Annotated in this window: 25 protein-coding genes and 1 pseudogene; 24 read left to right on the forward strand and 2 right to left on the reverse strand. The window is 35.6% G+C overall.

Translation table 11 applies throughout. The annotated features are described in order from the left end of the window. The first annotated feature begins 186 nt into the window (after nucleotides 1-186). The 18 genes and pseudogenes from ACX5JI_RS05400 to ACX5JI_RS05480 all read left to right on the forward strand — a co-directional run bounded on the left by ACX5JI_RS05400 (nucleotide 187) and on the right by ACX5JI_RS05480 (nucleotide 14,641). Nucleotides 187-774: an acyltransferase gene (locus ACX5JI_RS05400; RefSeq protein WP_459500037.1), complete on the forward strand. Its 588-nt coding sequence runs from the start codon at nucleotides 187-189 to the stop codon at nucleotides 772-774. A gap of 12 nt (nucleotides 775-786) precedes the next feature. Further along, on the forward strand, nucleotides 787-1,035 hold the full coding sequence (locus ACX5JI_RS05405; protein ID WP_459500039.1) for a hypothetical protein: 249 nt from the start codon (nucleotides 787-789) through the stop codon (nucleotides 1,033-1,035). Beyond that, nucleotides 1,022-1,174, forward strand: a complete 153-nt coding sequence (locus ACX5JI_RS26415) for a YwzD family small protein (protein WP_505307669.1) — start codon at nucleotides 1,022-1,024, stop codon at nucleotides 1,172-1,174. Before ACX5JI_RS05405 ends, ACX5JI_RS26415 begins: the two co-directional genes overlap by 14 nt. 97 nt (nucleotides 1,175-1,271) lie before the next feature. Further along, nucleotides 1,272-1,886 carry a sugar transferase gene (locus tag ACX5JI_RS05410; protein ID WP_459500040.1) on the forward strand — a complete coding sequence of 205 codons (615 nt, stop codon included), beginning with the start codon at nucleotides 1,272-1,274 and terminating at the stop codon, nucleotides 1,884-1,886. Continuing rightward, a pseudogene (locus ACX5JI_RS05415) lies at nucleotides 1,883-2,518 on the forward strand (acetyltransferase). Before ACX5JI_RS05410 ends, ACX5JI_RS05415 begins: the two are co-directional and overlap by 4 nt. Nucleotides 2,519-2,577: 59 nt before the next feature. Then, nucleotides 2,578-3,687, forward strand: coding sequence for an aminotransferase class I/II-fold pyridoxal phosphate-dependent enzyme (locus tag ACX5JI_RS05420; RefSeq protein WP_459500041.1), 1,110 nt, complete (start codon nucleotides 2,578-2,580; stop codon nucleotides 3,685-3,687). Between the two features lie 497 nt (nucleotides 3,688-4,184). After that, on the forward strand, nucleotides 4,185-6,122 hold the full coding sequence (locus ACX5JI_RS05425; RefSeq protein ID WP_459500042.1) for an asparagine synthase-related protein: 1,938 nt from the start codon (nucleotides 4,185-4,187) through the stop codon (nucleotides 6,120-6,122). Nucleotides 6,123-6,137: 15 nt separating this feature from the next. Beyond that, nucleotides 6,138-6,263, forward strand: a complete 126-nt coding sequence (locus ACX5JI_RS05430) for a paeninodin family lasso peptide (protein WP_459500043.1) — start codon at nucleotides 6,138-6,140, stop codon at nucleotides 6,261-6,263. Nucleotides 6,264-6,345: 82 nt separating this feature from the next. After that, entirely contained in the window at nucleotides 6,346-7,278 is a 933-nt protein-coding gene (locus tag ACX5JI_RS05435; RefSeq protein WP_459500044.1) for an aldolase, read from the forward strand. Further along, the gene (locus tag ACX5JI_RS05440) at nucleotides 7,279-7,584 is read left to right on the forward strand and encodes a lasso peptide biosynthesis PqqD family chaperone (RefSeq protein ID WP_459500045.1); all 306 of its coding nucleotides are present in this window, start codon (nucleotides 7,279-7,281) and stop codon (nucleotides 7,582-7,584) included. It begins immediately after the preceding gene. Between the two features lie 37 nt (nucleotides 7,585-7,621). Then, nucleotides 7,622-8,104, forward strand: a complete 483-nt coding sequence (locus tag ACX5JI_RS05445; RefSeq protein ID WP_459500046.1) for a lasso peptide biosynthesis B2 protein — start codon at nucleotides 7,622-7,624, stop codon at nucleotides 8,102-8,104. Further along, a complete protein-coding gene (locus ACX5JI_RS05450) occupies nucleotides 8,097-9,287 on the forward strand; it encodes a nucleotidyltransferase domain-containing protein (protein ID WP_459500047.1) in 1,191 nt (396 codons plus the stop codon). Before ACX5JI_RS05445 ends, ACX5JI_RS05450 begins: the two co-directional genes overlap by 8 nt. A 12-nt stretch (nucleotides 9,288-9,299) precedes the next feature. Then, a complete protein-coding gene (locus ACX5JI_RS05455; RefSeq protein WP_459500048.1) occupies nucleotides 9,300-11,102 on the forward strand; it encodes an ABC transporter ATP-binding protein in 1,803 nt (600 codons plus the stop codon). A 231-nt stretch (nucleotides 11,103-11,333) separates the two neighbouring features. Continuing rightward, nucleotides 11,334-11,672 carry a YmaF family protein gene (locus ACX5JI_RS05460; protein ID WP_459500049.1) on the forward strand — a complete coding sequence of 113 codons (339 nt, stop codon included), beginning with the start codon at nucleotides 11,334-11,336 and terminating at the stop codon, nucleotides 11,670-11,672. A 176-nt stretch (nucleotides 11,673-11,848) separates the two neighbouring features. Beyond that, nucleotides 11,849-12,757, forward strand: a complete 909-nt coding sequence (locus tag ACX5JI_RS05465) for a DUF2935 domain-containing protein (protein WP_459500050.1) — start codon at nucleotides 11,849-11,851, stop codon at nucleotides 12,755-12,757. A gap of 219 nt (nucleotides 12,758-12,976) precedes the next feature. Next, on the forward strand, nucleotides 12,977-13,288 hold the full coding sequence (locus tag ACX5JI_RS05470; protein ID WP_459500051.1) for a PadR family transcriptional regulator: 312 nt from the start codon (nucleotides 12,977-12,979) through the stop codon (nucleotides 13,286-13,288). 4 nt (nucleotides 13,289-13,292) lie between these two features. Next, nucleotides 13,293-13,835 carry a DUF1700 domain-containing protein gene (locus tag ACX5JI_RS05475; protein WP_459500052.1) on the forward strand — a complete coding sequence of 181 codons (543 nt, stop codon included), beginning with the start codon at nucleotides 13,293-13,295 and terminating at the stop codon, nucleotides 13,833-13,835. A 5-nt stretch (nucleotides 13,836-13,840) separates the two neighbouring features. Beyond that, the gene (locus tag ACX5JI_RS05480) at nucleotides 13,841-14,641 is read left to right on the forward strand and encodes a DUF4097 family beta strand repeat-containing protein (RefSeq protein ID WP_459500053.1); all 801 of its coding nucleotides are present in this window, start codon (nucleotides 13,841-13,843) and stop codon (nucleotides 14,639-14,641) included. A gap of 27 nt (nucleotides 14,642-14,668) precedes the next feature. On the opposite strand, the gene lexA is transcribed toward ACX5JI_RS05480, so the two are convergent. Further along, on the reverse strand, nucleotides 14,669-15,289 hold the full coding sequence (lexA, locus tag ACX5JI_RS05485; RefSeq protein WP_459500054.1) for a transcriptional repressor LexA: 621 nt from the start codon (nucleotides 15,287-15,289) through the stop codon (nucleotides 14,669-14,671). Between the two features lie 142 nt (nucleotides 15,290-15,431). On the opposite strand from lexA, the gene ACX5JI_RS05490 reads away from it, so the two are divergent. Further along, a complete protein-coding gene (locus tag ACX5JI_RS05490; protein ID WP_459500055.1) occupies nucleotides 15,432-16,088 on the forward strand; it encodes a YneB family resolvase-like protein in 657 nt (218 codons plus the stop codon). Between the two features lie 45 nt (nucleotides 16,089-16,133). Continuing rightward, nucleotides 16,134-16,373 (forward strand): DUF896 domain-containing protein, encoded by a 240-nt coding sequence (locus tag ACX5JI_RS05495; RefSeq protein ID WP_003199228.1) that lies wholly within the window; start codon nucleotides 16,134-16,136, stop codon nucleotides 16,371-16,373. A 45-nt stretch (nucleotides 16,374-16,418) separates the two neighbouring features. Here the strand turns inward: ACX5JI_RS05495 and ACX5JI_RS05500 are convergent, their stop codons facing one another. Further along, nucleotides 16,419-18,002 (reverse strand): bifunctional metallophosphatase/5'-nucleotidase, encoded by a 1,584-nt coding sequence (locus ACX5JI_RS05500; protein ID WP_459500056.1) that lies wholly within the window; start codon nucleotides 18,000-18,002, stop codon nucleotides 16,419-16,421. Between the two features lie 184 nt (nucleotides 18,003-18,186). Between ACX5JI_RS05500 and ACX5JI_RS05505 the strand changes: the two genes are divergently transcribed. From ACX5JI_RS05505 to phnE (ACX5JI_RS05520), 4 genes are all read left to right on the forward strand, one after another. After that, nucleotides 18,187-19,125 carry a phosphate/phosphite/phosphonate ABC transporter substrate-binding protein gene (locus ACX5JI_RS05505; protein ID WP_459500058.1) on the forward strand — a complete coding sequence of 313 codons (939 nt, stop codon included), beginning with the start codon at nucleotides 18,187-18,189 and terminating at the stop codon, nucleotides 19,123-19,125. 116 nt (nucleotides 19,126-19,241) lie between these two features. After that, nucleotides 19,242-20,015 (forward strand): phosphonate ABC transporter ATP-binding protein, encoded by a 774-nt coding sequence (gene phnC / locus ACX5JI_RS05510; protein ID WP_459500059.1) that lies wholly within the window; start codon nucleotides 19,242-19,244, stop codon nucleotides 20,013-20,015. After that, nucleotides 20,012-20,806: a phosphonate ABC transporter, permease protein PhnE gene (gene phnE, locus ACX5JI_RS05515; RefSeq protein WP_459500060.1), complete on the forward strand. Its 795-nt coding sequence runs from the start codon at nucleotides 20,012-20,014 to the stop codon at nucleotides 20,804-20,806. Before phnC ends, phnE (ACX5JI_RS05515) begins: the two co-directional genes overlap by 4 nt. Continuing rightward, nucleotides 20,806-21,609, forward strand: coding sequence for a phosphonate ABC transporter, permease protein PhnE (gene phnE, locus ACX5JI_RS05520; protein ID WP_459500061.1), 804 nt, complete (start codon nucleotides 20,806-20,808; stop codon nucleotides 21,607-21,609). The genes phnE (ACX5JI_RS05515) and phnE (ACX5JI_RS05520) overlap by 1 nt, the downstream gene beginning before the upstream one ends. The last annotated feature ends 151 nt before the right edge of the window (nucleotides 21,610-21,760 follow it).

Here is a 21,760-nt window from a genome sequence, read left to right on the forward strand (position 1 = left end):
GTAAGGGAGGTTTACGATGAGTAGCGCCGTGGAAAAAATTCCTCGTATCATTCATTACCGTTGGTTTGGAGGACAAGAAAAACCCGCCATAGTTAAACGATGTTTAGAGAGTTAGGAAAAGAAGTGGAGAAAAAAGAATTATTTAAGGAGAAATATCATGATTAGTATATCGAAAAAATAATTCAAATGTTAGTTACAGAAGGGCGAAACAGAGGGGCATATTTTACTATATTGATGAATATGTCACATTTGATGGGTATATTGAGAGGTTCTTTTTATAAAATCATTTATTTTCGGAATATAAACTGTTCCATCTTTTCGCTTCAAGCTAACAGCAGGATAGAGATTTTTAATAAAAAGGCAAAAGTTAACATAGGTAAATTTGTGTTTATAAGAAAAAATGCTAGTTTCAGGATTGATTTTAATGGGGTGCTGAATATAGGGGAGAAAGTATTCATTAATGATAATTGTAATATTAATTGTGTAAATAAAGTATCGATTGGAAGAAATACGAAGATCGCTCCTAATGTATGTATCAATGATCATGACCATAATTATAAAAATCTTGCAGGTGATCATCTTATAAAAGGTAAGGTAATAATAGGTGATAATGTTTGGATTGGTTCTAATGTAGTCATCTTAAGAGATACAGTAATAGGAGACAATGTTGTAGTAGCTGCTGGAAGTGTTGTAAAAGGACAGGTTCCTTCTAATACGCTTTTTATAAATAAAAGAGAGAACGTTTCCATCAACTACACTAGTAAAAGTAGCTAGTGTAGGATTTCTATGAAGAAAAATATTTTAATCTCTATTTATGGTATGGAAATTGGTGGGATAGAAAGAAGTTTAATTAATATGCTCGAAAGCTTGGATTTGCCCAAATATAATATAGATTTATTGATATGTAATCATAAAGGGGATTTTATGAATTTAATCCCAACAAAAGTGAATATATTGCCAAAAATTGATGAGTATACTGTATTTAGAAAACCAATCATATTTTGCGAAAGCGTGGTTAAAAATGAATATTTCTGAGAAATTAACTGAGCAACAACTTAGAGAGATACTCATGCATATATATATAAGAGGTCAAGAATCAAAAAGTGTGGAAGTAAAATATTTAATAGAAGAAATTAAGCAACAACTTATTTCGATTATGCATACATCGAAATAAGTTGTTGCTTAAAAAGTAAGTGGAACTTTAAAAATTGTCGCTAGGATTTATTGTGAAAGGGCATTCGTAAAAATCTTAGCTAGGAGTATGATTATTAATGAAGCGACTTTTTGATGTAGTTATTTCTTTGTCGTTATTATTGTGTTGTTCTTCCGTTATTTTTGTAGTAACAGTCCTAGTTAGATTGAAATTAGGATCCCCCATATTATTTAAGCAACAACGTCCAGGGTTACATGGAAAACCTTTTTATCTTTATAAGTTTCGTACAATGACTGATGCAAGAGATAGTAATGGTGAGCTGTCACCTGATTATGTTAGATTAACCTCATTTGGAAAAATTATTAGAAAGTATAGTTTAGATGAATTGCCACAGCTTATAAATGTTGTAAAAGGTGATTTAAGTTTAGTGGGACCACGACCATTGTTAATGGAATATTTGCCTTTATATTCAAAGGAGCAGGCTAAACGACATAACGTAAGACCTGGAATTACTGGGTGGGCACAAGTGAATGGGAGAAATACGATTACTTGGGAAGAAAAATTTGAATTAGATGTATGGTATGTAAATAATCAATCCGTTTTAATCGATATGAAAATATTATTTCTTACAGTAATAAAAGTGTTTAAATCAGAAGGAATAAACCAAGCTGGCCATGTAACAATAGAACGTTTTACAGGTGCAAAATCACTTGTAAGAGAGGGGAGCGAATGAAAATTGTAATGATTGGACAAGGCGGTCATAGTCAAGTCGTCCAAGATATTATCTTATCAAATAAGGAATATGAAATTGTTGGATATTTAGATGATCGCTATGAAGATATAACTATTGTAGATAATATTTATTTTGGACCAGTTTCAACTGCATATGAAATGATTAACTGTTTTAATTAAGTAAAGTTTGTTATAGCGATAGGGGATAATAAAGTTAGAAAGTTAATTAACAGAAAATTATGTCTGTCTGATGATTTTTACGCTACATTAATACATAAAACAGCCGTCGTCAGCCCTAGTTCCAAGATAGGAAACGGTACAGTTGTTATGCCTAATGTAGTTATTAATGCCGACACTTTAATTGGCAATCATACCATTATAAATACAAGTTCTATCGTTGACCACGACAATATATTAGGTGATTTTGTGCATGTTTCTCCTCATGTTACACTTACAGGTTCTGTCATCATAGAAGAAGGTGCACATATAGGAGCAGCGGCTACTCTGATTCCAAGTGTTAAAATTGGCGAATGGTCTATTATTGGAGCAGGATCTGTTGTAATACATGATATTCCTCCTCATTGTACTGCTGTTGGTATTCCAGCCAAAGTTATCAATGAAACGAGTTGCTAGGGGTGATGAAGAATGGTAATGACAAAGCATAAAAAAGAATCTATCTCTCTTCTCCGCACATGAGTGGTAATGAACAAAAATATATTCAAGACGCATTTGATACAAACTGGATTGCTCCCCTTGGTCCAAATGTAGATGCTTTTGAAAAAGAAATTGCATCTTTTGTAGGAGCTAAGGGTGCTGTAGCGGTTAGTTCAGGAACTGCTGCTATTCATTTGGCTCTGCGGTTATTAGATGTCCAAGGGGGGGATAAAGTGTTTTGCTCAAGTTTTACTTTTGTAGCAAGTGCAAATCCCATTGTTTATTTGGGAGCCGAACCAATATTTATTGACTCAGATCCGGAAACATGGAACATGTCACCACAAGCATTAGAACATGCGTTACATGAGGCTGAAAAGGAAGGAGAATTGCCAAAAGCCATTATTATTGTTCATTTATATGGGCAGAGCGCTAAAATAGATGAAATTCTTTCATTATGTAATCAATATAATGTCCCTGTAATTGAGGATGCAGCAGAATCCCTTGGTTCTACATATAAAGGAAAAGCAAGTGGCACATTTGGAAAATTTGGTGTGTATTCATTTAATGGAAATAAGATTATTACAACTTCCGGTGGAGGAATGCTTATTTCTGATGACGTGGAAGCATTACAAAAAGCACGATTTTTAGCAACTCAAGCAAGGGATCCAGCACCTCACTATCAGCATAGTGAGATGGGGTACAATTATCGAATGAGTAATCTATTGGCCGGTGTTGGAAGGGCTCAATTAGAGGTGTTAGCAGATAGAGTGAGCGCTAGGAGATTCATATTTGAACATTATTACCGAGAATTATATAGCATACCTGGATTTTACTTTATGCCTGAATTAGAAAAAACTCGCTCGAATCGCTGGCTCACAACGTTAACGATTGATGAAAAAGAAGCGGGTGTAGCTATAGAATCATTATTGGAGGCCTTGGCTGAAGAAAATATTGAAGCGCGTCCAGTTTGGAAGCCACTTCATATGCAGCCATGTTTTAAAGGCAGGAAATATTATCCTCATAGTAAACATAATGATGTGGCTGAACGAGTATTTAAAAAAGGTATTTGTCTTCCTTCTGGTTCTAATATGACAGAAGAGGATCAACAAAGAGTTATTGGATGTATCAAAAACGCTTTATCCCGCTAAAGTTTCAATTTATAAAATTAAGTACCTCTTGAATGGTATGTGTAAACGTAAAGGATAATTGAGTCTATATCAGATAAAGTTTTATTACTTTTAAAATTGTTTGCAAAAAGGTATCCCTTATTACCTTTTTATTCTAATTCGGGAAGGGATGCTATTTTTCTTGGCGGACGAAGTTAAGAATATTGAGCAAGTAACGAGTTCATTATAATGAACTTGTTTACGTAGATTCCCTTGTAACTAAAAATTCTGATAATTATTTGACATAATAATACTAAAATGGTAATTTAATTCTATAATAATTCTTTCGATAGAACGAAATCAACAGCTAATAAAAAATCAGATGGCAAGTAGTATTTACTTGTTATTTTTGTTGAATTTAAAACATTTGTTCTTTTTAAAGAACAAATGCGGAGCGACACAATATAGGGGTCAACTACATAGTAGTGATTATTTATCTGATTGGACTTTACTTACTTGTTGTGTAACGGGAGGAAAACATGAGTGCTATAACTGGTATTGTTCATTTTAATGACGAGCCTATATCGAGTGAGCAAGGTAGAGGATTAATGGAAGATTTACAAAAATATCCTGCTGATGATGTTCAAATATGGCATAAGGAGAATGTATTCCTTGGCTGCCATGCACAATGGATTACACCGGAATCCATTGGTGAGCAATTACCTTTTTATGATTATGAAAGACAAATGGCGATTACAGCAGATGCTATTATTGATAATCGTACTGAATTATTTGAGAGATTACAAGTAGATCATGTCGATAGAAAAAGCATAACAGATAGCGAGTTGATTTTACTCTCCTATCAAAAGTGGGGGGAAGAAACTCCTAAATATTTAGTAGGTGACTTTGCTTTTATGATATGGGATGAGCGAAAGCAAAAATTGTTTGGAGCAAGGGACTTTTCTGGGAGTCGAACGCTTTATTTTTACCGTGACCAGCAGCGTTTTTCTTTTTGTACGATTATAAATCCGCTATTTACTTTACCGTATATTGAGAAGAAGCTACATGAACAGTGGATTGCTGAATTTTTGGCTATACCTGTGAATTTTGAATCAGTAGATCCTTCATTAACAGTCTATAAACATATAGAGCAGGTACCTCCTTCACATACTATCTTGGTGACTAGTGAAAGCGTAAAATTTTCGAGATATTATACACCGATTGCTGGAGAAAAACTTCGGCTTAAGTCAAATGAGGAATATGAAGAAGCGTTTCGAGAAGTATATCAAAGTGCGATAAAGGCGCGTTTACGTACGCATCATCAAGTAGGAGCTCATTTGAGCGGAGGGCTGGATTCGGGTTCTGTCGTTAGCTTTGCTGCAAGAGATTTACGGATGGAGAATAAAAAATTACATACGTTCAGTTATGTCCCGGTAGAGGGTTTTGTAGATTGGACGCATAAGGGGAGAGTAGCAAATGAAAGACCCTTTATTCAATCGACTGTACAGTATGTCGGAAATATACAGGATTATTATTTAGATTTTGCAGGCAGGAGCCCCCTATCAGAAGTTGATGATTGGCTGGAAACATTGGAGATGCCATATAAATTTTTTGAGAATACATTTTGGTTAAAAGGGGTTTATGAGGAAGCACGTCAGCAAGGAGTAGGCGTACTTTTGAGCGGACAAAGAGGTAATTGGACAGTATCGTGGGGGCCAACTTTAGACTATCAAGCGATGCTTTTGAAAAGGCTGCATTGGATTCGTTTGTTTCGTGAACTGTATTTATATAGTAGAAACATAGGAGTGAAAAAATCGCGTGTTTTAGAGGTAGTAAGAAGAAAGGCATTTCCATCTTTAAATCAGTTATTTTCTTCAGAAGAGCAAAGTTTTTTTCCAATAATCATCAATCCGGAATTTGCAAAGAAAATGAACGTTGTCGAGAAGCTTAAAGAGCATGATATTGATATGACCGGTTCTTCCATTTCAACTGCATACGATATGAAAAAACAACAATTTGAACAATTGTACTACTGGAGTATAAATGGGACATATGGAACGAAATTATCTTTACGGTACTCTTTATGGGATCGTGATCCAACGAATGATTTACGAATGATTCAATTTTGTTTATCAGTCCCGGAAGAACAGTATATTCAAAATGGTTTAGATCGAGCGCTTATTCGGAGAGCAACAAAAAACTTTTTGCCTGATAAGGTTAGGTTAAATCAACGAGTTCGAGGGGTTCAGGGAGCAGACGGGGTTTATCGTATGGCTCCTTATTGGAATACGTTTATTGAGGAACTTGATCAAATTATTGAGGATTCTGTGATATCCGAATTTATTAATATAGAAGTGATTAAGGATGCGATTTTAAAGATTCGTGATGAACCGCGGCCAGAATATGCATTTGATTTAGATTTTAGGATTTTAATGCGTAGTTTAATTTTCTATCGTTTTATAAAAAACTTTTATTAGAAAGGAGGTGGTACGATGAAAAAAGAGTGGAAAAAACCAGTATTAGAAGTACTTGATATTAACATGACTATGGCTGGACCTGGTCATAAAACTCCTGATGCGGTTCAACCTGATCCAGATGACCCTGTGAAGTATAGCTAATTATGAAGATGTTTTAAAGCCCTTATATAGTCTAAACCATATAAGGGCTTTAAAGATAAGTTGATAATGTGGAGTGAGAAAGATGATAGATACCGTAGGGAAAATGGCATACAAGGCTTTTGGGTTAAGAATAGTAAGCGAAATTCCCTTGCCGGAATTACTTCAAATGAGTGAACAGAAAGGCATGGCAGATATTACAATTGAAATTGCCGATTTATCGGGACAGTGGCGTAAATATACTGCTGGACAACAACAAAGGTTTGTGGTTGACGAAAATCTAGTGATGTTTCAAGTTCCTCATACAGCTATATTTGCTATACAAGAAGGGAAAAAAATCATTTTTTCACCTATGGTAGGGGCGGAAGAAGCTAAAATTCGGCTTTACCTTCTTGGCACTTGTATGGGTGCACTGTTAATGCAGAGAAAGATACTTCCGTTACATGGAAGTGTGGTGGCAATTAATGGAAAGGCTTATGCTTTAGTAGGTGACTCAGGAGCTGGGAAATCAACGCTTGCTTCAACATTTTTGAGTAAAGGATATCAGCTTTTAAGTGATGATGTCATTGCTGTCTCTCTCTCTCATGAAAATACTCCAGTAGTTATGCCGTCTTACCCGCAGCAAAAGTTATGGCAAGAAAGCTTAAACGAGTTGGGGATGGAAACGACTCATTATCGTCCATTGTTTGAAAGAGAAACGAAGTATGCTGTACCTGTACCATCTCAATTTTTTGCTAACCCATTACCTCTTGCAGGTGTGATTGAATTAGTGAAAACAAAGGATGAAAGTATTGAAATGATTCGAATTGAAGGACTGGAGCGTTTGCATGCATTATTTCGCCATACATTTCGTAATTTTTTAATCCAGCGATTAGGATTGATGGAATGGCATTTTACAACCTCAATAAATACGATAAATAAGATAGATATATTTCAATTACAGCGCCCAACTTCAAGATTTACAGCTCCAGAGCTTGTATCTCTCATTATAAGTTCTTTACATGAAGGAGGAATATAGATGATTAATACGCAAAAAATTTTGTTAGAGTGCCGGGTTGTACAAAGCACAGGGAACATCGTAAGCGACATGGATGGAGAGAAGGTAATGCTAAATGTCCAAAAGGGAAAGTATTACAATTTAGGTGAAATGGGAGGAGACATATGGGATCTTATTAAGGAGCCAATCACGGTTACGCAGTTAATTGCTACATTATTATCTAATTATGATGTAGAGCGAATGAATTGTGAAGAACAAGTTCTTTCCTTTTTAGAGTGTTTATTTCAAGAAAATTTAATTCATATGGAAAATCAGCCTAATACATAGTTTCATATTTTTTATTAGAACTGTTAGGAAAGGATTAATGAATATTGTGAAAAGGCTAAGGATATTTTTATTGTTGGATACGAAAACCAAGCTTTTGTTGATAGAGGCTTTTATTTTTTTAGGGTGGGCTCGTGTTCTGAAAAGTATATCATTTTCTAAAGTTGCACCTTCTTTGGGAGATTACATGAATGAAACATCATTTACTCACATTCAGCTACACAGGGACACATTGAAAAATGTGTCCCATGCCATATGTATTATGAGTCGCTATACTTTATGGGAAAGTCAATGTCTTGTCAAAGCTATAGCTGGGATGAAAATGCTCGAGAAACGTCAAATCGAAAGTACTCTTTATTTAGGAACTGCTAAAGATGATAGTGGGAAATTAATCGCCCATGCATGGTTACGAAGCGGTCCTTGTTATATTACTGGAGCAGAAGGAATGGAAAAATTCACTGTCGTTGGAACATTTGCAAAGAGGATAAACGAGGAAACTACTAAAGGAGCATACAATGAGTAAAGATTTTAGTCTCAATGTAGAATTCATGTCTAAGGAATTAAAATTCTTGTTTGAAATTTTGAAGTCGCAAGGCGATGATATTGTATCAGCATATAGCAAAGAACAGTTTAGGAACATAGATTGGAATAAGTTTCTGGAACTAGTTATGCATCACCGTGTTTATCCATTGATTTATCTAAAGGTGAAAGAGATGGAAGGGAATTTAATTCCTTCTCATATCGTTCAAATTTTGCACCAAAGGTTCCGAAAAAATACGTTTCAAATGCTTCATTTAAGTGCTGAAATGGAACAAGTAAGTGAATTGTTTACTACAAATAAGATTCGTACTCTTTTTTTAAAAGGTCCGGTACTTGCTCATGATCTATATGGAGATATATCCTTGCGAACCTCTTGCGATTTGGATGTTCTTATTCCCATTTATAACCTAGGAAAAGCAGAAAAACTACTTTTAGAACAGGGATATGTGAAAGATGATTATATTCAAACGATATTAAATGACTGGAAATGGAGACACCATCATATAACATTTTTTCATCCACAAAAGCAAATTAAACTTGAAATTCATTGGAGGTTAAATCCTGGTCCTGGAAAAGAACCAAGCTTTGAAGAATTGTGGGAGAGAAGACGAAAAAGCACACTTACAAGCTATTATAATATATCCTTTTTAGGAAGCGAGGATTTGTTTTTATTTCTTGTTTCTCATGGGGCACGGCATGGTTGGTCAAGGCTGCGTTGGTTAGTAGATATACACCAAATCGTAAAACAAAGTCTTGATTGGGAAAAGATTAATAAGTTATTGAAAAGATATCAATTTCTTCATATAGGAGGACAAGCGCTAATCCTGGCCTCTCAACTATTACATACTCCGGTAAATAAAGAAATGATAGGATTGACGGCAAAAAAGCGGTCAAGGCAATTAGCGCAAGAGGCGCTATTTTATTTCAAGAAAATGGTGAACTTACATACGGATCCTGTTCCTGAAGAAGTAGCTGTGTACCACAGTCGACATTTATTTTCATTAATGTCGAACCGGCAAAAGATTTTATTTATTATGAGCTATCTTTATCCTTATCCGATCGATGCTAAAACGTTACCATTACCTAAATCCCTTCACATTTTGTATTTTCCTTTACGTCCTCTTTTATGCTTCTGGAGGAAAGCAAGGAAACACGCTTTACCATAGAGGGGGATAAAAATGAAGCATATTATATATTTTATGGAGCAGTTACACTCGTTTGCTGGAAGAATCCTTTATATTAATCTTTTGGGAATGGTTTTGATTAGCTTACTTGAAGGTGTGGGAATTCTTTTATTAGTTTCTATGATAAGTATGAGTGGAATTGTCAATATAGGGGGTAGTGGTTCTCCTATTTCATTTATTTTCAAACTTGTGCAGGAATTCCCAAAAGCAACTAGCCTACCTCTTATTTTAGGTATATACATCTTAGTAGTCGTCAGTCAAAGCCTTTTACAAAGAAATGTAACAATTCGAGATGTGAAAATTCAACAAAATTTTACTCGTCAGTTAAGATTGGAAACGTATAGTGATATTTTGCAGGTGAAATGGAATTTCTTCCTAGAAAAAAGAAGAACAGATCTGATCAATGCATTAACTTCAGAATTAGCACGTGTTAGCTATGGGATTAATCTTGTTTTGCAGCTTTTAGCTGCTATTATTTTTACCCTTATACAGGTTGTTATTGCTTTTTGGTTATCTGCCAAAATAACTATGTTTGTTTTAGTTTGTGGCTTATTTTTTTCATTAGCTTCTCGTATTTTTATTAAAAAGGCGAGAATACTCGGAAGTAAAACATCCGAGTTAGCACAAAGCTATCTTTCAGGTATAACGGACCATTTTAATGGGATTAAAGATATAAAAAGTAATACGTTAGAAGAGTCACGGCTAACTTGGTTTCGCTCTTTAACACAAAAAATGACTCGCGAACAAATTGAATATATGGAAATGAGATCTGCTTCACAGCTTTTTTATAAAATTTCCTTGGCTGTTCTCATCGTATGTTTTATTTTTTTATCTGTAACATTCTTTCATGCCCAATCAGAAGAATTATTGTTGATTATTCTGGTTTTTTCTAAATTATGGCCGCGATTTACAGGGATTCAGTCTAATCTGGAGCAGGTTGCTTCTTCTATTCCAGCCTTTAAGGCTTTGATAGAATTACAGAAAGAATGCAAGAAGGCTAGAGAGTTAAAAGGTGAGAATTATCAATATGAAAATGTGAAGCCAATCCTTGTTAAACAAGGATTAGAGTGTCGTGATGTATATTTTCGATATAATCGAAAGGGACCTTCATATGCTCTTCAAAACATTCATTTACAAATACCATCTAACTGTATGACTGCCATTGTTGGACGTTCAGGTGCCGGAAAAAGCACATTAATCGATATTTTAATGGGACTCATGCAGCCAGAAAAAGGGGAAGTCTTAATAGATAGTACGCCTCTTACAAGTGATAATTTATTGTCGTTAAGGCGATCTATTAGCTATGTTCCGCAGGATCCATTTCTATTCAATGCAAGTATAAGAGAAAATTTGTTAATGATTGAACCGAATGCAAGTGAAGAACAAATTTGGCAGGCACTAGAATTTTCTGCGGCTTCTGAGTGTGTAAGAAGGCTTCCACAGGGGCTTGATACATGTATTGGAGATCGCGGAGTTAAACTTTCTGGAGGAGAACGACAGCGACTCGTGTTAGCTCGGGCAATTTTAAGAAAACCTTCGATTCTAGTTTTAGATGAAGCAACAAGTGCCTTAGATACTGAAAATGAAGCGAAAATTCAAGATGCGTTAGAAAAATTAAAGGGAACGATGACCATTATCGTTATTGCTCATCGTTTATCAACAATACGCAATGCTGATCAGGTTATTGTATTAGACAAAGGAGAAATCGTTCAAAGAGGAGCATTTAGTCAATTAGCAAAGGAAAGACAAGGGGTGTTTAGTAATCTGTTAGGCACACAGGTAGAAGTTAGCTCGTAGGGAGGAAGAAGTGAAGGTCAAGTGGGGCTAATTACATTGAAACTGAACTATAACCCGAATAAGAAGTTACTTATTCGGTTTTTTTGTATGCTTTTATATATGCCTCGTTTTCGTGCTAAAAGTAATGAAATTTAGCTTTAAGCTACTTCATTACTGTTTTAACAGGTATTAATTTTGATTTTTAGCATATAAGTTTATAAATTATATACTTATGGACAAGGAGTGAGTAGCGTGAACAGGGTGGGCAAAGCTGATTTTGTTTCAGGATTTATCCCGAATCATAATCATGGATCTGTTGATTACACATCTATTGAGGCAGGTCATGTACATCAATGCCTAGATGTAACTTCTCCGTCAATTTCGTTGCAGGACGGGGGGCATATACACTATACAGAAGGATATGTAGTATTCGAAGACGGGCATACGCATTATTACAAGGCACATTCAGGACCAGCTATTCCAGTTGGAAATGGAATGCATGTCCATTATTATGATTTTTATACAACAGAAGATAATGGACACAAACATCGTATTAGAGGAGTGGACCAGCCTGCACCAGGTAATAAATAGATAAAAGAAAGCTCACCTGGTAGTTAAGTGTGAGCTTTTTCATCCGATAGAAGTTTCTCGAAAAAACGATGCATTTGAAATTTTTTAATGGTGGTTTTTGGGGGTATAGTGAATGTTGCCGGCTCATATACATGATGTAGTAAGGGTGCTTGTAAGGGTGTTAGGAGGGGATTTTAATGAATGGTGGACAACAATCTATTCCTGGGCATTTTGTCATGGATACACAGCGGGCTATGTTACTTCCGCCGGAATTGAAAGCTGCACCTTCTGAATCGTTAACAGAACAATTATTTATCGAAAGATCCTTAACTGAAAATCGATTTTGGTTAAGAATTATGAAGGAACATGCGCTTTTCCTTAGTGAAGGATTTAATCGGAAAGATAAAAACTTAATTCAGCAAGTAGATCAGTTTTTTCAGCTTTTTGATCGGCATTTACAAAAAGCATTTTCTATTCCTCAAACCGTTCAAGCGGTCAGGCAATTAAATGAAGAAAGTATTCAGTTAGTTTATGCGTTTCGTAATTATAAAAGAAATCTTTTGATTTTAATTATTAATTGTAAGGTAAGTGGTTTCAATTTTCCATTATTAGTAGATCATGTTGCGCGAGAAGCGGAATATTTTATAAGAACGCTTCAGAAGTTTAATGAAGGAAAAATGGATCCGATTCAAGATGCAATAATTAGTGAAAATGTGTTTTGGCTAAGAATTATGATGGAGCACTCTCGTTTTATTGCCTCTTTGCTTGACCAATCAGAGCGGAATTTAGTTCATACTGCTTTAAAATTTGGGGATGATTTTGAAGTTCTTCTTAACCAAGCTAGAGATGTTGAATCGATGCTATATCAAAAACAACCAACATATCCAATTATCGGGAAATTAAATAAAGATAGTGAAAATGCTACCGTTGAATTGAGGAACTTCAAAAAAGCAGGGCTGGAACTTATTCAAACGTGTCAGATTCGAAATGTAATTAATCCTTTACTAGCCGATCATGTTACAAGAGAAGCAGAGCATTTCTTGTTTATGATTCATGTGTTGGAAGAGAGGTTGAAGCAAAAACAGATGCAGCAATCGATGGGGTGAGTGCTCTGTTATCATGAAAAAATCGGTAATTCCTCTGCTAGGGAGTTACCGTTTTTTTGTGTTTCTTATTTTTTAAAATTTATTTTTTGTAAAGAGAAGAGTATATCGTATTTTATTAAATAGACGACAGTACCTTGTAATAAATAATAGTAAATGGTATATTATGGAGAAGGGAATTACCTTGTATTGAGTAGTACTAATTAAAGAGGAGGAGTATTTTTGAACGTCCAGTTTAAAAAAGGTGTGTTAGAACTTTGTGTGCTGGCGCTTGTCAAACGAAAAGATTGCTACGGTTATGAACTCGTTCAGCAAATTTCAAATAAATTTTTAATATCAGAAGGGTCAGTATATCCGTTATTACGTCGTTTAACAAAAGAGGGTTATTTTCACACGTATTTAAAAGAATCGACAGAAGGACCACCGCGTAAATATTATCAATTAACAAATCAAGGTGAAGAGCAACTCCATTTACTTGTAACGGAGTGGCGTGATTTTGCTAAAGGGGTACAAGAAATTATTGAAGAGGTGTAATGAGATGAACAAAGAACAGTTTCTTCGAGAATTATCGGGACATCTTAGAAAGTTACCAGAAGAAGAAAGCCGAGATATTTTATACGATTATGAGGAGCATTTTCAGTTTGGGATAGAGGAAGGGAAGACAGAATTTGAAATTATAAAAGGGCTCGGCTCACCAAAAGCAATTGCGAAAGAAATGTTGGCATTATACCGTTTTGATGAGATGAAAAAAGATCCGTCAGCTTCGAATATTACAAGAGCTGTAACGGCGGCGATTGGTCTTAGTCTATTAAACTTTATTATTGTATTAGGTCCTTTAGTTGTAATCGCAAGTTTTATCTTTTCACTTTGGGTTGGGGGAGTTGCCTCGGTTGTGGCCCCGCTGCTAGTAGTAGTTAAAGTACTAACAGGTACTTTCTTATGGCTCGATGTATTTGTTTCAATTGCATTTGTTGGAGTGGGATTATTGTTATGTATATCTGCTTACTACTGTACAAAATGGTTTAAAAATGTTTGTGTAGGTTATGTCAATTGGAATCTCAAAATGATTAAAGGGGAATAGGTGAGATGAAAAAAATAGTATTGGTAGCTGTTGCTTGTATTATCATTGGGGTTATTGGGGTATCGCAAACATATACAAAAGCAGTGGATGCGGTGGAAAGAGGAGAGAAAGAAAAAGTTATTAAGAATGAAACAATTAAAAAATTAGAAATTGGTTTGGATGCTGGGGACGTTACAATTCAGCAGGGCAATGATTCTTCTTTTTATATAAAACAAACAGGGAATATTGAGAAACAAAAAGTGAGTATTGAGGAACAGGGGGATACACTAAAGGTTCAAGGTAAGATAAAAAAAGGAATTTCTTTGGATTTTTCATTTTTATCGTTTGGATTTAAAACGCCAAAGATAACAATTATTGTCCCAGAACGTCTCTATCAAGAAATAAAAGTAAGCTCTTCTGCAGGTGAGATAGCGGTAAATGATGTGAAAAGTGAACGTGTAGAGGCAGCGACACTAGGTGGAGATGTAGAGATCGAGCGAGTAACAGCGAAGAAAGTGGAAGGATCTTCAAAAGCAGGCGAAGTTAAAATGAAAAAAGTAAGTGGCAAAGTTGTTGCGAAAACAACAAGTGGAGATGTAGATGTTATTGATCATGACTCCAAATATGATTTAGAAGCAAGTTCAACTGCAGGTGACGTTGACATTCGTTTACTTGAGAAGCCTCAAGATGCGACTGTTAGTGGGAAAACATTTGCTGGAGAAGTGAGTATTTTTAAGGAAGAAGATAGAGAGATAACGATAGGGAATGGTAGTGTGAAAATTAGCGGGAACACATCTGCTGGAGATGTAACAATTGAAGTAAATTAAAAATAGACCAGTTTTGCTGGTCTATTTTTAATGTAAATCACGGTATACACCGATTACTTTTCCAATAACAGAAACTTTATCTAAAATGATTGGCTCTAAAGAAGAGTTTTCGGGTTGCAGGCGGAAATGATCTTTTTCCTTGTAAAAACGTTTCACAGTTGCTTCATTATCTTCTGTTAAAGCAACGACAATTTCTCCATTGTATGCAGAATGCTGTTGACGAACAACAACCAAGTCTCCGTCAAGGATACCTGCATCAATCATACTATCTCCAGAGATTCGTAGCATAAATACTTGGTCTGCTCCAGCAACAACATTTGCAGGAAGCGGGAAATGCTCTTCTACACTTTCAACTGCTGTAATTGGCAAACCAGCTGTAACTTTCCCAATAATAGGGACTTGAACGACTGATTGTGTCTCTGTTTCGATTTTTACTTCCCCTAAAATTTCAATAGCTCTCGGTTTTGTTGGATCACGTCGAATGTAACCTTTTTCTTCTAGACGTGATAAATGTCCGTGCACCGTAGAACTAGAAGCAAGGCCAACCGCTTGACCAATTTCGCGTACGGAAGGTGGATAACCTTTTTCTTGTACTTTTAGCTTAATGAAGTCGAGAATGTCTTGCTGGCGTTTTGTTAACTTTTCCACGTTTTTTAACACCTCGTTTTCTTTCAATTTTCTTACTTATAAGTATAACATGAGAAAAAACATTCTACAAACATAAGTTCGAATGAAAAAGCGATTTGTGGTACACTAAAAGAAAAATCGAAATAAGGAAGAGGGATTTAAAGTGAATGCAATCATTTATGCCCGTGTAAGCACAACGAAAGAAGCCCAAGAAACTTCATTATCACGCCAAAAAGATGAATTATTGCATTTAGCTAAGCGATATCAAATGAATGTTATAAAGGTGTTTGAGGAGAAGGCAAGTGGCTATACAATTGAGCGAGATGGTATATTAGAAGTGCTAGACATCATTCGAACTGAACAGGTTGATGTGCTTCTTATTCAAGATGAAACACGTCTTGGAAGAGGGAATGCAAAGATTGCCTTAATGCATTGTTTACATAAAGAAGGAATAAAAGTATATACGCATACGCATAATGGTGAATTACAACTTTCTGATGCTGATTCTATGGTGCTAGATATTATCGGTATAGTTGAAGAATATCAGAGAAAGATTCATAATTTGAAGATTAAACGTGGCATGCAGCGTGCAGTAGAACGAGGATTTCGTCCGGAAAAAAATTTTAAAAATCGTCATTTAAGTACAGGACGTGACAAGAAAGAAGTGCCGATTGAAGAAATTGTACGTCTTCGTCGTAATGAATTAACGTTTGAAGAAATTGCTGCGACGCTTCGTGGTTTTGGGCATGATGTGTCAAAAGCAACAGTGCATCGAAGATACGTGGAATATACAAAGCAATTGCTTGATAAACAAGACTAACTATTGTATGATAAGTATCAGTTTTAAGTAGAAGGGGGATTCGAGATGCTAAGTCACGAACTCATTGAACGTATTAACTTCTTAGCAAAAAAAGCGAAAGCTGAAGGCTTAACTGAAGAAGAACAACGTGAGCGTCAATCGCTCCGTGAACAATATCTAAAAGGATTTCGTCAAAACATGTTAAACGAACTAAAAGGAATTAAAGTTGTTAACGAAGAGGGTAAAGATATTACTCCGACGAAATTAAAGGCGTTAAAGAAGCAAGATAATACAAAGTTAAATTAAAAGATGGGCGGAGCCCATCTTTTTTGATTTTAATAGAGATAATCCTCATTTCGTAACTTTCCAGTTATGATTGTTTGATGCTTTCACGATCCCTCGTTTTAATATATAGTTGGCGATAAGTTCAGACATATCAGTTGATATGTCTTTTATGATGGGTTTATTTTGATACATAAAGTAATTTCCTCCACCGCTTGCACGATAATTATTCATGACAACATCGTACTCTTGATGAAAGGAAATGGGGGAACCGTTATATTGTAAGGAAACAACTCTTTCTCCAATTGGTTTTGAAATGTTTAATATATAGGAAATTCCTTCCCACATATCATAATTATAATGCTGTGGTTTCGGTTCGATGTAAGTAGGGTTTACAATTATATCCCCGTCTGTATTTAATGTGAAATATTCGGCAGATAGTTCAAGAGCGTCTTTTATATCTTTTCCTGTAACGCGGATGACCTTTAGCGTATTTGGATAAATATAATTAGAAACAATATCTCTCATCGTAATGTGGTTTGGAAAACCAGAAGATTCATTGTGAAACAAGCTTGTACAAGAAATGTCGACCTTAGCCACATCCATTTGTACTTTATTTATAAATCGAATAAAAGGATGCCCGTGTAAGCGTGCTTGCGTCGCACTTTGAATCCGCATATCCCCGATAATGGTACCGATTGGTTGATCTAGCCATTTTTGCGTCTGATTCTCATAGTCCAATGCAAGTGAAAGGACCTGTTCATCTGCTGTAACGCCTTTGGAAGATAACAGTTCTGAATGGCATTCTTTAATAATCCACCGGTCTTTATTTTGTTCCAATGCCACTTGGATTTTCCCTAATGAATGGCCATTACATCCGGTTTGTATAACTGTTACACCATTTACTTTCATATTCGCAATAGAGCGGTGTTGATGGCCTGTTAATAATATATCAATACCATCTACTTCTTGACACATCGCATACCCTTGATTTTCACCAGTTAAAATTTCTGTCGGTTCTCCGGAGTGTAAATCTCTCTCAAAACCACCATGATACGCTACGACTAATAAGTTTGGTTGCTCTTGTTCACGAATGAGAGCGACCCATTTTTTTGTTGTTTCTAGTGCGTCTTCAAATAGTAAATCTTTAATATAATGTGGCTGCTCCCAATTCGGGATGTAATGTGTTGTAACTCCCAAGATAGCCACTTTTATATTAGGTAGTATATGTTTTATAATATATGGTTTTCCAAAGTAAGGGTCCTTTGTATGTTTATTTAAAATATTAGCCGATAGATAGGGCATGTTTGCATTTGAAACAGCTTTGTTTAATACATCCATTCCATAGTTGAACTCGTGATTTCCGATAATAGCTGCATGATAACCAATGTAATTAGCGATAAGGGACATTGGGTTATTTTTATGTTGCTCATAGGTAGCATAATGGTAGGTGAATGGAGTACCTTGAATGAAATCACCATTGTCAATCAAGATTATGTTTTCATCTTGTGATCTTTCTTGTTTGATAAGGGTTGCGATTTTTGCTAGGCCTATTTCTGCTGGTTCATTATTTCGATAGTGAAGCGGATGAACTGTACCGTGTATATCACTTGTTAATAAAATGTTTATGTTTACAATTTTATTTTGAGTCAATGTTATCAACCTTTTCTATTGTTATCTTATGATAAATCATAACAGATATTTAGGAGGAAGTTTATGCGGAATGTTTAGAAAGTGTAAAGATTCTGTAAATTAAACATTATACTTGAAAATATATGCTATATTTCTACATGTTTACAGCTTGTCATTTTATAACTAAAAAATTGGAGGCTTTGGCATGTTTAAAAAAATTTTTGCAATGGGTGCAGCGGCTGTGCTAGCAGCTGGTTTATTAAGTGGTTGTGGAGCGAAGGAGTCGAGTACAAGTAAAAGTGAAGATACTAAAAAAGGATATGTTCCAAAAACGTTAAACGTCCAATTTGTCCCTTCTCAAAATGCGGATACGTTAGAGGCAAAAGCAAAACCGTTGGAAAAATTGTTGAGCGATAAGCTTAATATTCCGGTAAAGGTTAGTGTTTCAACGAATTACAACACCATTGTAGAAGCGATGGCCTCTAAGCAAGTGGATGTTGGTTTTTTACCCCCAACGGCATATGTATTAGCACATGAAAAGAAAGCAGCGAATGTAATATTGCAAGCGCAGCGCTTTGGAGTAGATGATGTGACAGGAGAGCCGACGAAAGATTTGGTAGACTTCTATAAATCTGAATTTGTTGTAAAGAAAGACTCTAATATAAATAGTATGAAAGATTTAAAAGGAAAAAAAATAGGGTATCAAGATGTAACTTCTTCTGCAGGTTATGTATGGCCAGCCGCAGTTTTAATGAAAGAGGGAATCGATCCGTTAAAAGATGTGAAACCTGTTACATTAAAAGGTCATGATCAATCTATTATTGCTCTTTTAAATGGTGATGTTGATGCGGCAGTTGTATTTCAAGATGCACGTAATATTGTAAAAAAAGATTATCCAGATGTATTTGATAAGACAAAAATTGTGAAATTTACAGAAAAAATTCCGAATGATACGATTTCTGTACGTTCTGATTTAGATACTGAATGGAGCAAAAAATTGCAAGATGCGTTTATTGAGATTGGAAAGAACGAAGAAGGTCATAAAATTATTAAAGAAGTGTATTCACATGAAGGATATGTGAAATCTGATGATAGTAAATTTGATATCGTTCGTGACTACGGAAAGAAAGTAAAAACGCAGTAATTCGTGGGGAAGTTTGAGTGTTAACGAAAAATGGCCAACTAGCTGAAATGTGATTCAGTTTCAGTTAGTTAGCCGTTTTTCGATTGTTTATAACATATAGAAAGTAGGTAAGATGTGTGATAGAGTTTCGAAATGTTTCCAAATTATATCCGAATGGTACAAAAGGATTGAATCAGATTAATGTGAAGATTCATAAAGGTGAATTTGTTGTGATGGTAGGATTGTCCGGTGCTGGGAAATCGACACTATTACGATCTATTAATCGACTTCATGAAATTACAGAAGGAGAAATTTTAATTGATGGACAATCGATCACAACTGCAAAAGGAAAAGAATTGAGACGATTTCGTCGGGATATTGGTATGATTTTTCAAAGTTTTAATCTTGTAAAGCGATCTACTGTGCTGAAAAATGTATTAGCTGGACGTGTCGGGTATCATTCTACATTGCGTACAACACTCGGTCTTTTTCCGAGAGAAGATGTGGAACTTGCATTTCAGGCGTTAGAACGTGTAAATATTTTAGAAAAAGCATACGCACGAGCGGATGAGTTATCGGGAGGGCAACAACAACGTGTTTCGATTGCAAGAGCATTAGCACAAGAGGCGAAAATTATTTTGGCAGATGAACCGGTTGCTTCGTTAGATCCATTGACTACGAAACAGGTGATGGAAGATTTAAAGAAAATTAACAAAGAGTTTGGTATTACGACCATTGTCAATCTGCATTCGATTGATTTAGCGAGAGAATACGCAACACGTATTATTGGATTACATGCAGGAGAAATTGTCTTTGATGGACTGGTGGAAGAAGCAACGGATGAGAAGTTTGCTGAAATTTATGGTCGTTCTATTCATAAAGATGAGTTTTTAGGAGTGGCAGTAAAATGAACGAAGTGACAATGAATATAAAGTCAATGCCGAAGCCGCAAAATAATATGAAACACGTGTTAACAGTTGTTCTTATTATCGTATTATTTTTAGGAAGTAGTGTACAGGTGGATGCATCTTTCTCAAAACTTGTCATGGGCCTTCCAAATATGTTGGACTTGCTGAAAGAAATGGTGCCACCAGACTGGAACTATTTTGAAACAATTACACCAGCAATTTTAGATACGCTCCGTATGGCGATTATTGGAACAACTTTTGGGGCAATCCTTGCTATTCCACTTGCATTATTTGCAGCAAGTAATATATTTCCATCTGCTTTTTTCTATGGCCCAGCTCGATTTGTTCTAAATATAATTCGGACGGTACCAGATTTATTGTTAGCGGCAATTTTTGTTGCGATTTTTGGAATTGGTCCGCTTCCTGGTATTTTAGCTCTTACTTTTTTTTCAGTTGGACTTGTTGCGAAATTATTATATGAATCGATTGAATCAATTGATCCGGGGCCATTAGAAGCAATGACGGCAGTTGGAGCCAATAAAGTGCAATGGATTGTGTATGCAGTCATTCCACAAGTAACGGCGCATTTCGTTTCCTACGTTTTATATACATTTGAAGTGAATGTACGTGCAGCGGCTGTGTTAGGGTTAGTTGGCGCTGGTGGAATCGGATTATATTATGATCGTACGCTTGGATTTTTACAATACCAACAAACAGCTTCTATTATTATATATACACTTGTTGTTGTATTGCTAATTGATTATATAAGTACAGTATTACGGGAGAAATTGTGATGAGTAAGACGACAATAACGGTGCCAAAACCAAAGAGATTAAGTATATATCGTTTAAGTATTTTTATTGCACTCGCTGCTTTATACATTTGGGCATTTTCAGGAGTACCGATTGATGGGATAAAAGAAACAGCCGGTCAAATTACAAAGGCAATTATGACAGGGGTATTCAATCCAGATTGGGCATATGTATCTTTACCAGATGGTGAGGATTTGCTGCACGGTTTAATCGATACATTAGCAATTGCAATATTAGGTACATTTATATCAGCCTTTTTATGTGTGCCATTTGCATTTTGGGCAGCTGCGAATATGAGTACGGGGAAAGTGACTTCTGGAACGGGAAAGTTTGTACTAAGTTTTATTCGTACATTTCCTGAATTAGTGATGGCTCTTTTATTTATAAAAGCAGTCGGTCCTGGTTCTTTTGCAGGTGTTCTAGCTTTAGGGGTGCATTCGATTGGTATGCTTGGGAAATTATATTCTGAAGGGATTGAGAATATAGAGAAAGGTCCTACTGAGGCATTGATTGCTACCGGAGCCAGTCGTTTTCAAGTACTTTGGTATGCGGTTTTGCCGCAAGTATTGCCTGACTTTTTATCTTATACGCTCTATCGGTTTGAAATTAATGTTCGATCTGCTGCTATATTAGGTGTCATTGGAGCCGGAGGGATTGGTACACCCCTTATTTTTGCGTTAAGCTCTCGAAATTGGTCTCGTGTAGGAATTATTTTGCTCGGGATTATTCTGATGGTTATTATTATTGATTTTATTTCTAGTTCCATTCGAAAACGGATTATATAAAAGCGAAATTTGGAGATTACTCATGTAGGGTGAACAAGTATATCGAGGATGAGTTTCTTGCGAAAAAAATCAATCAAATTGGTGAAGTTTATTATGAGAAAGACGAGCTATCCGGTGTCTAGGAAAACTTGTCTTTTTTTGGTTGGATTTG

Source organism: Bacillus sp. C1, from assembly GCF_054570475.1.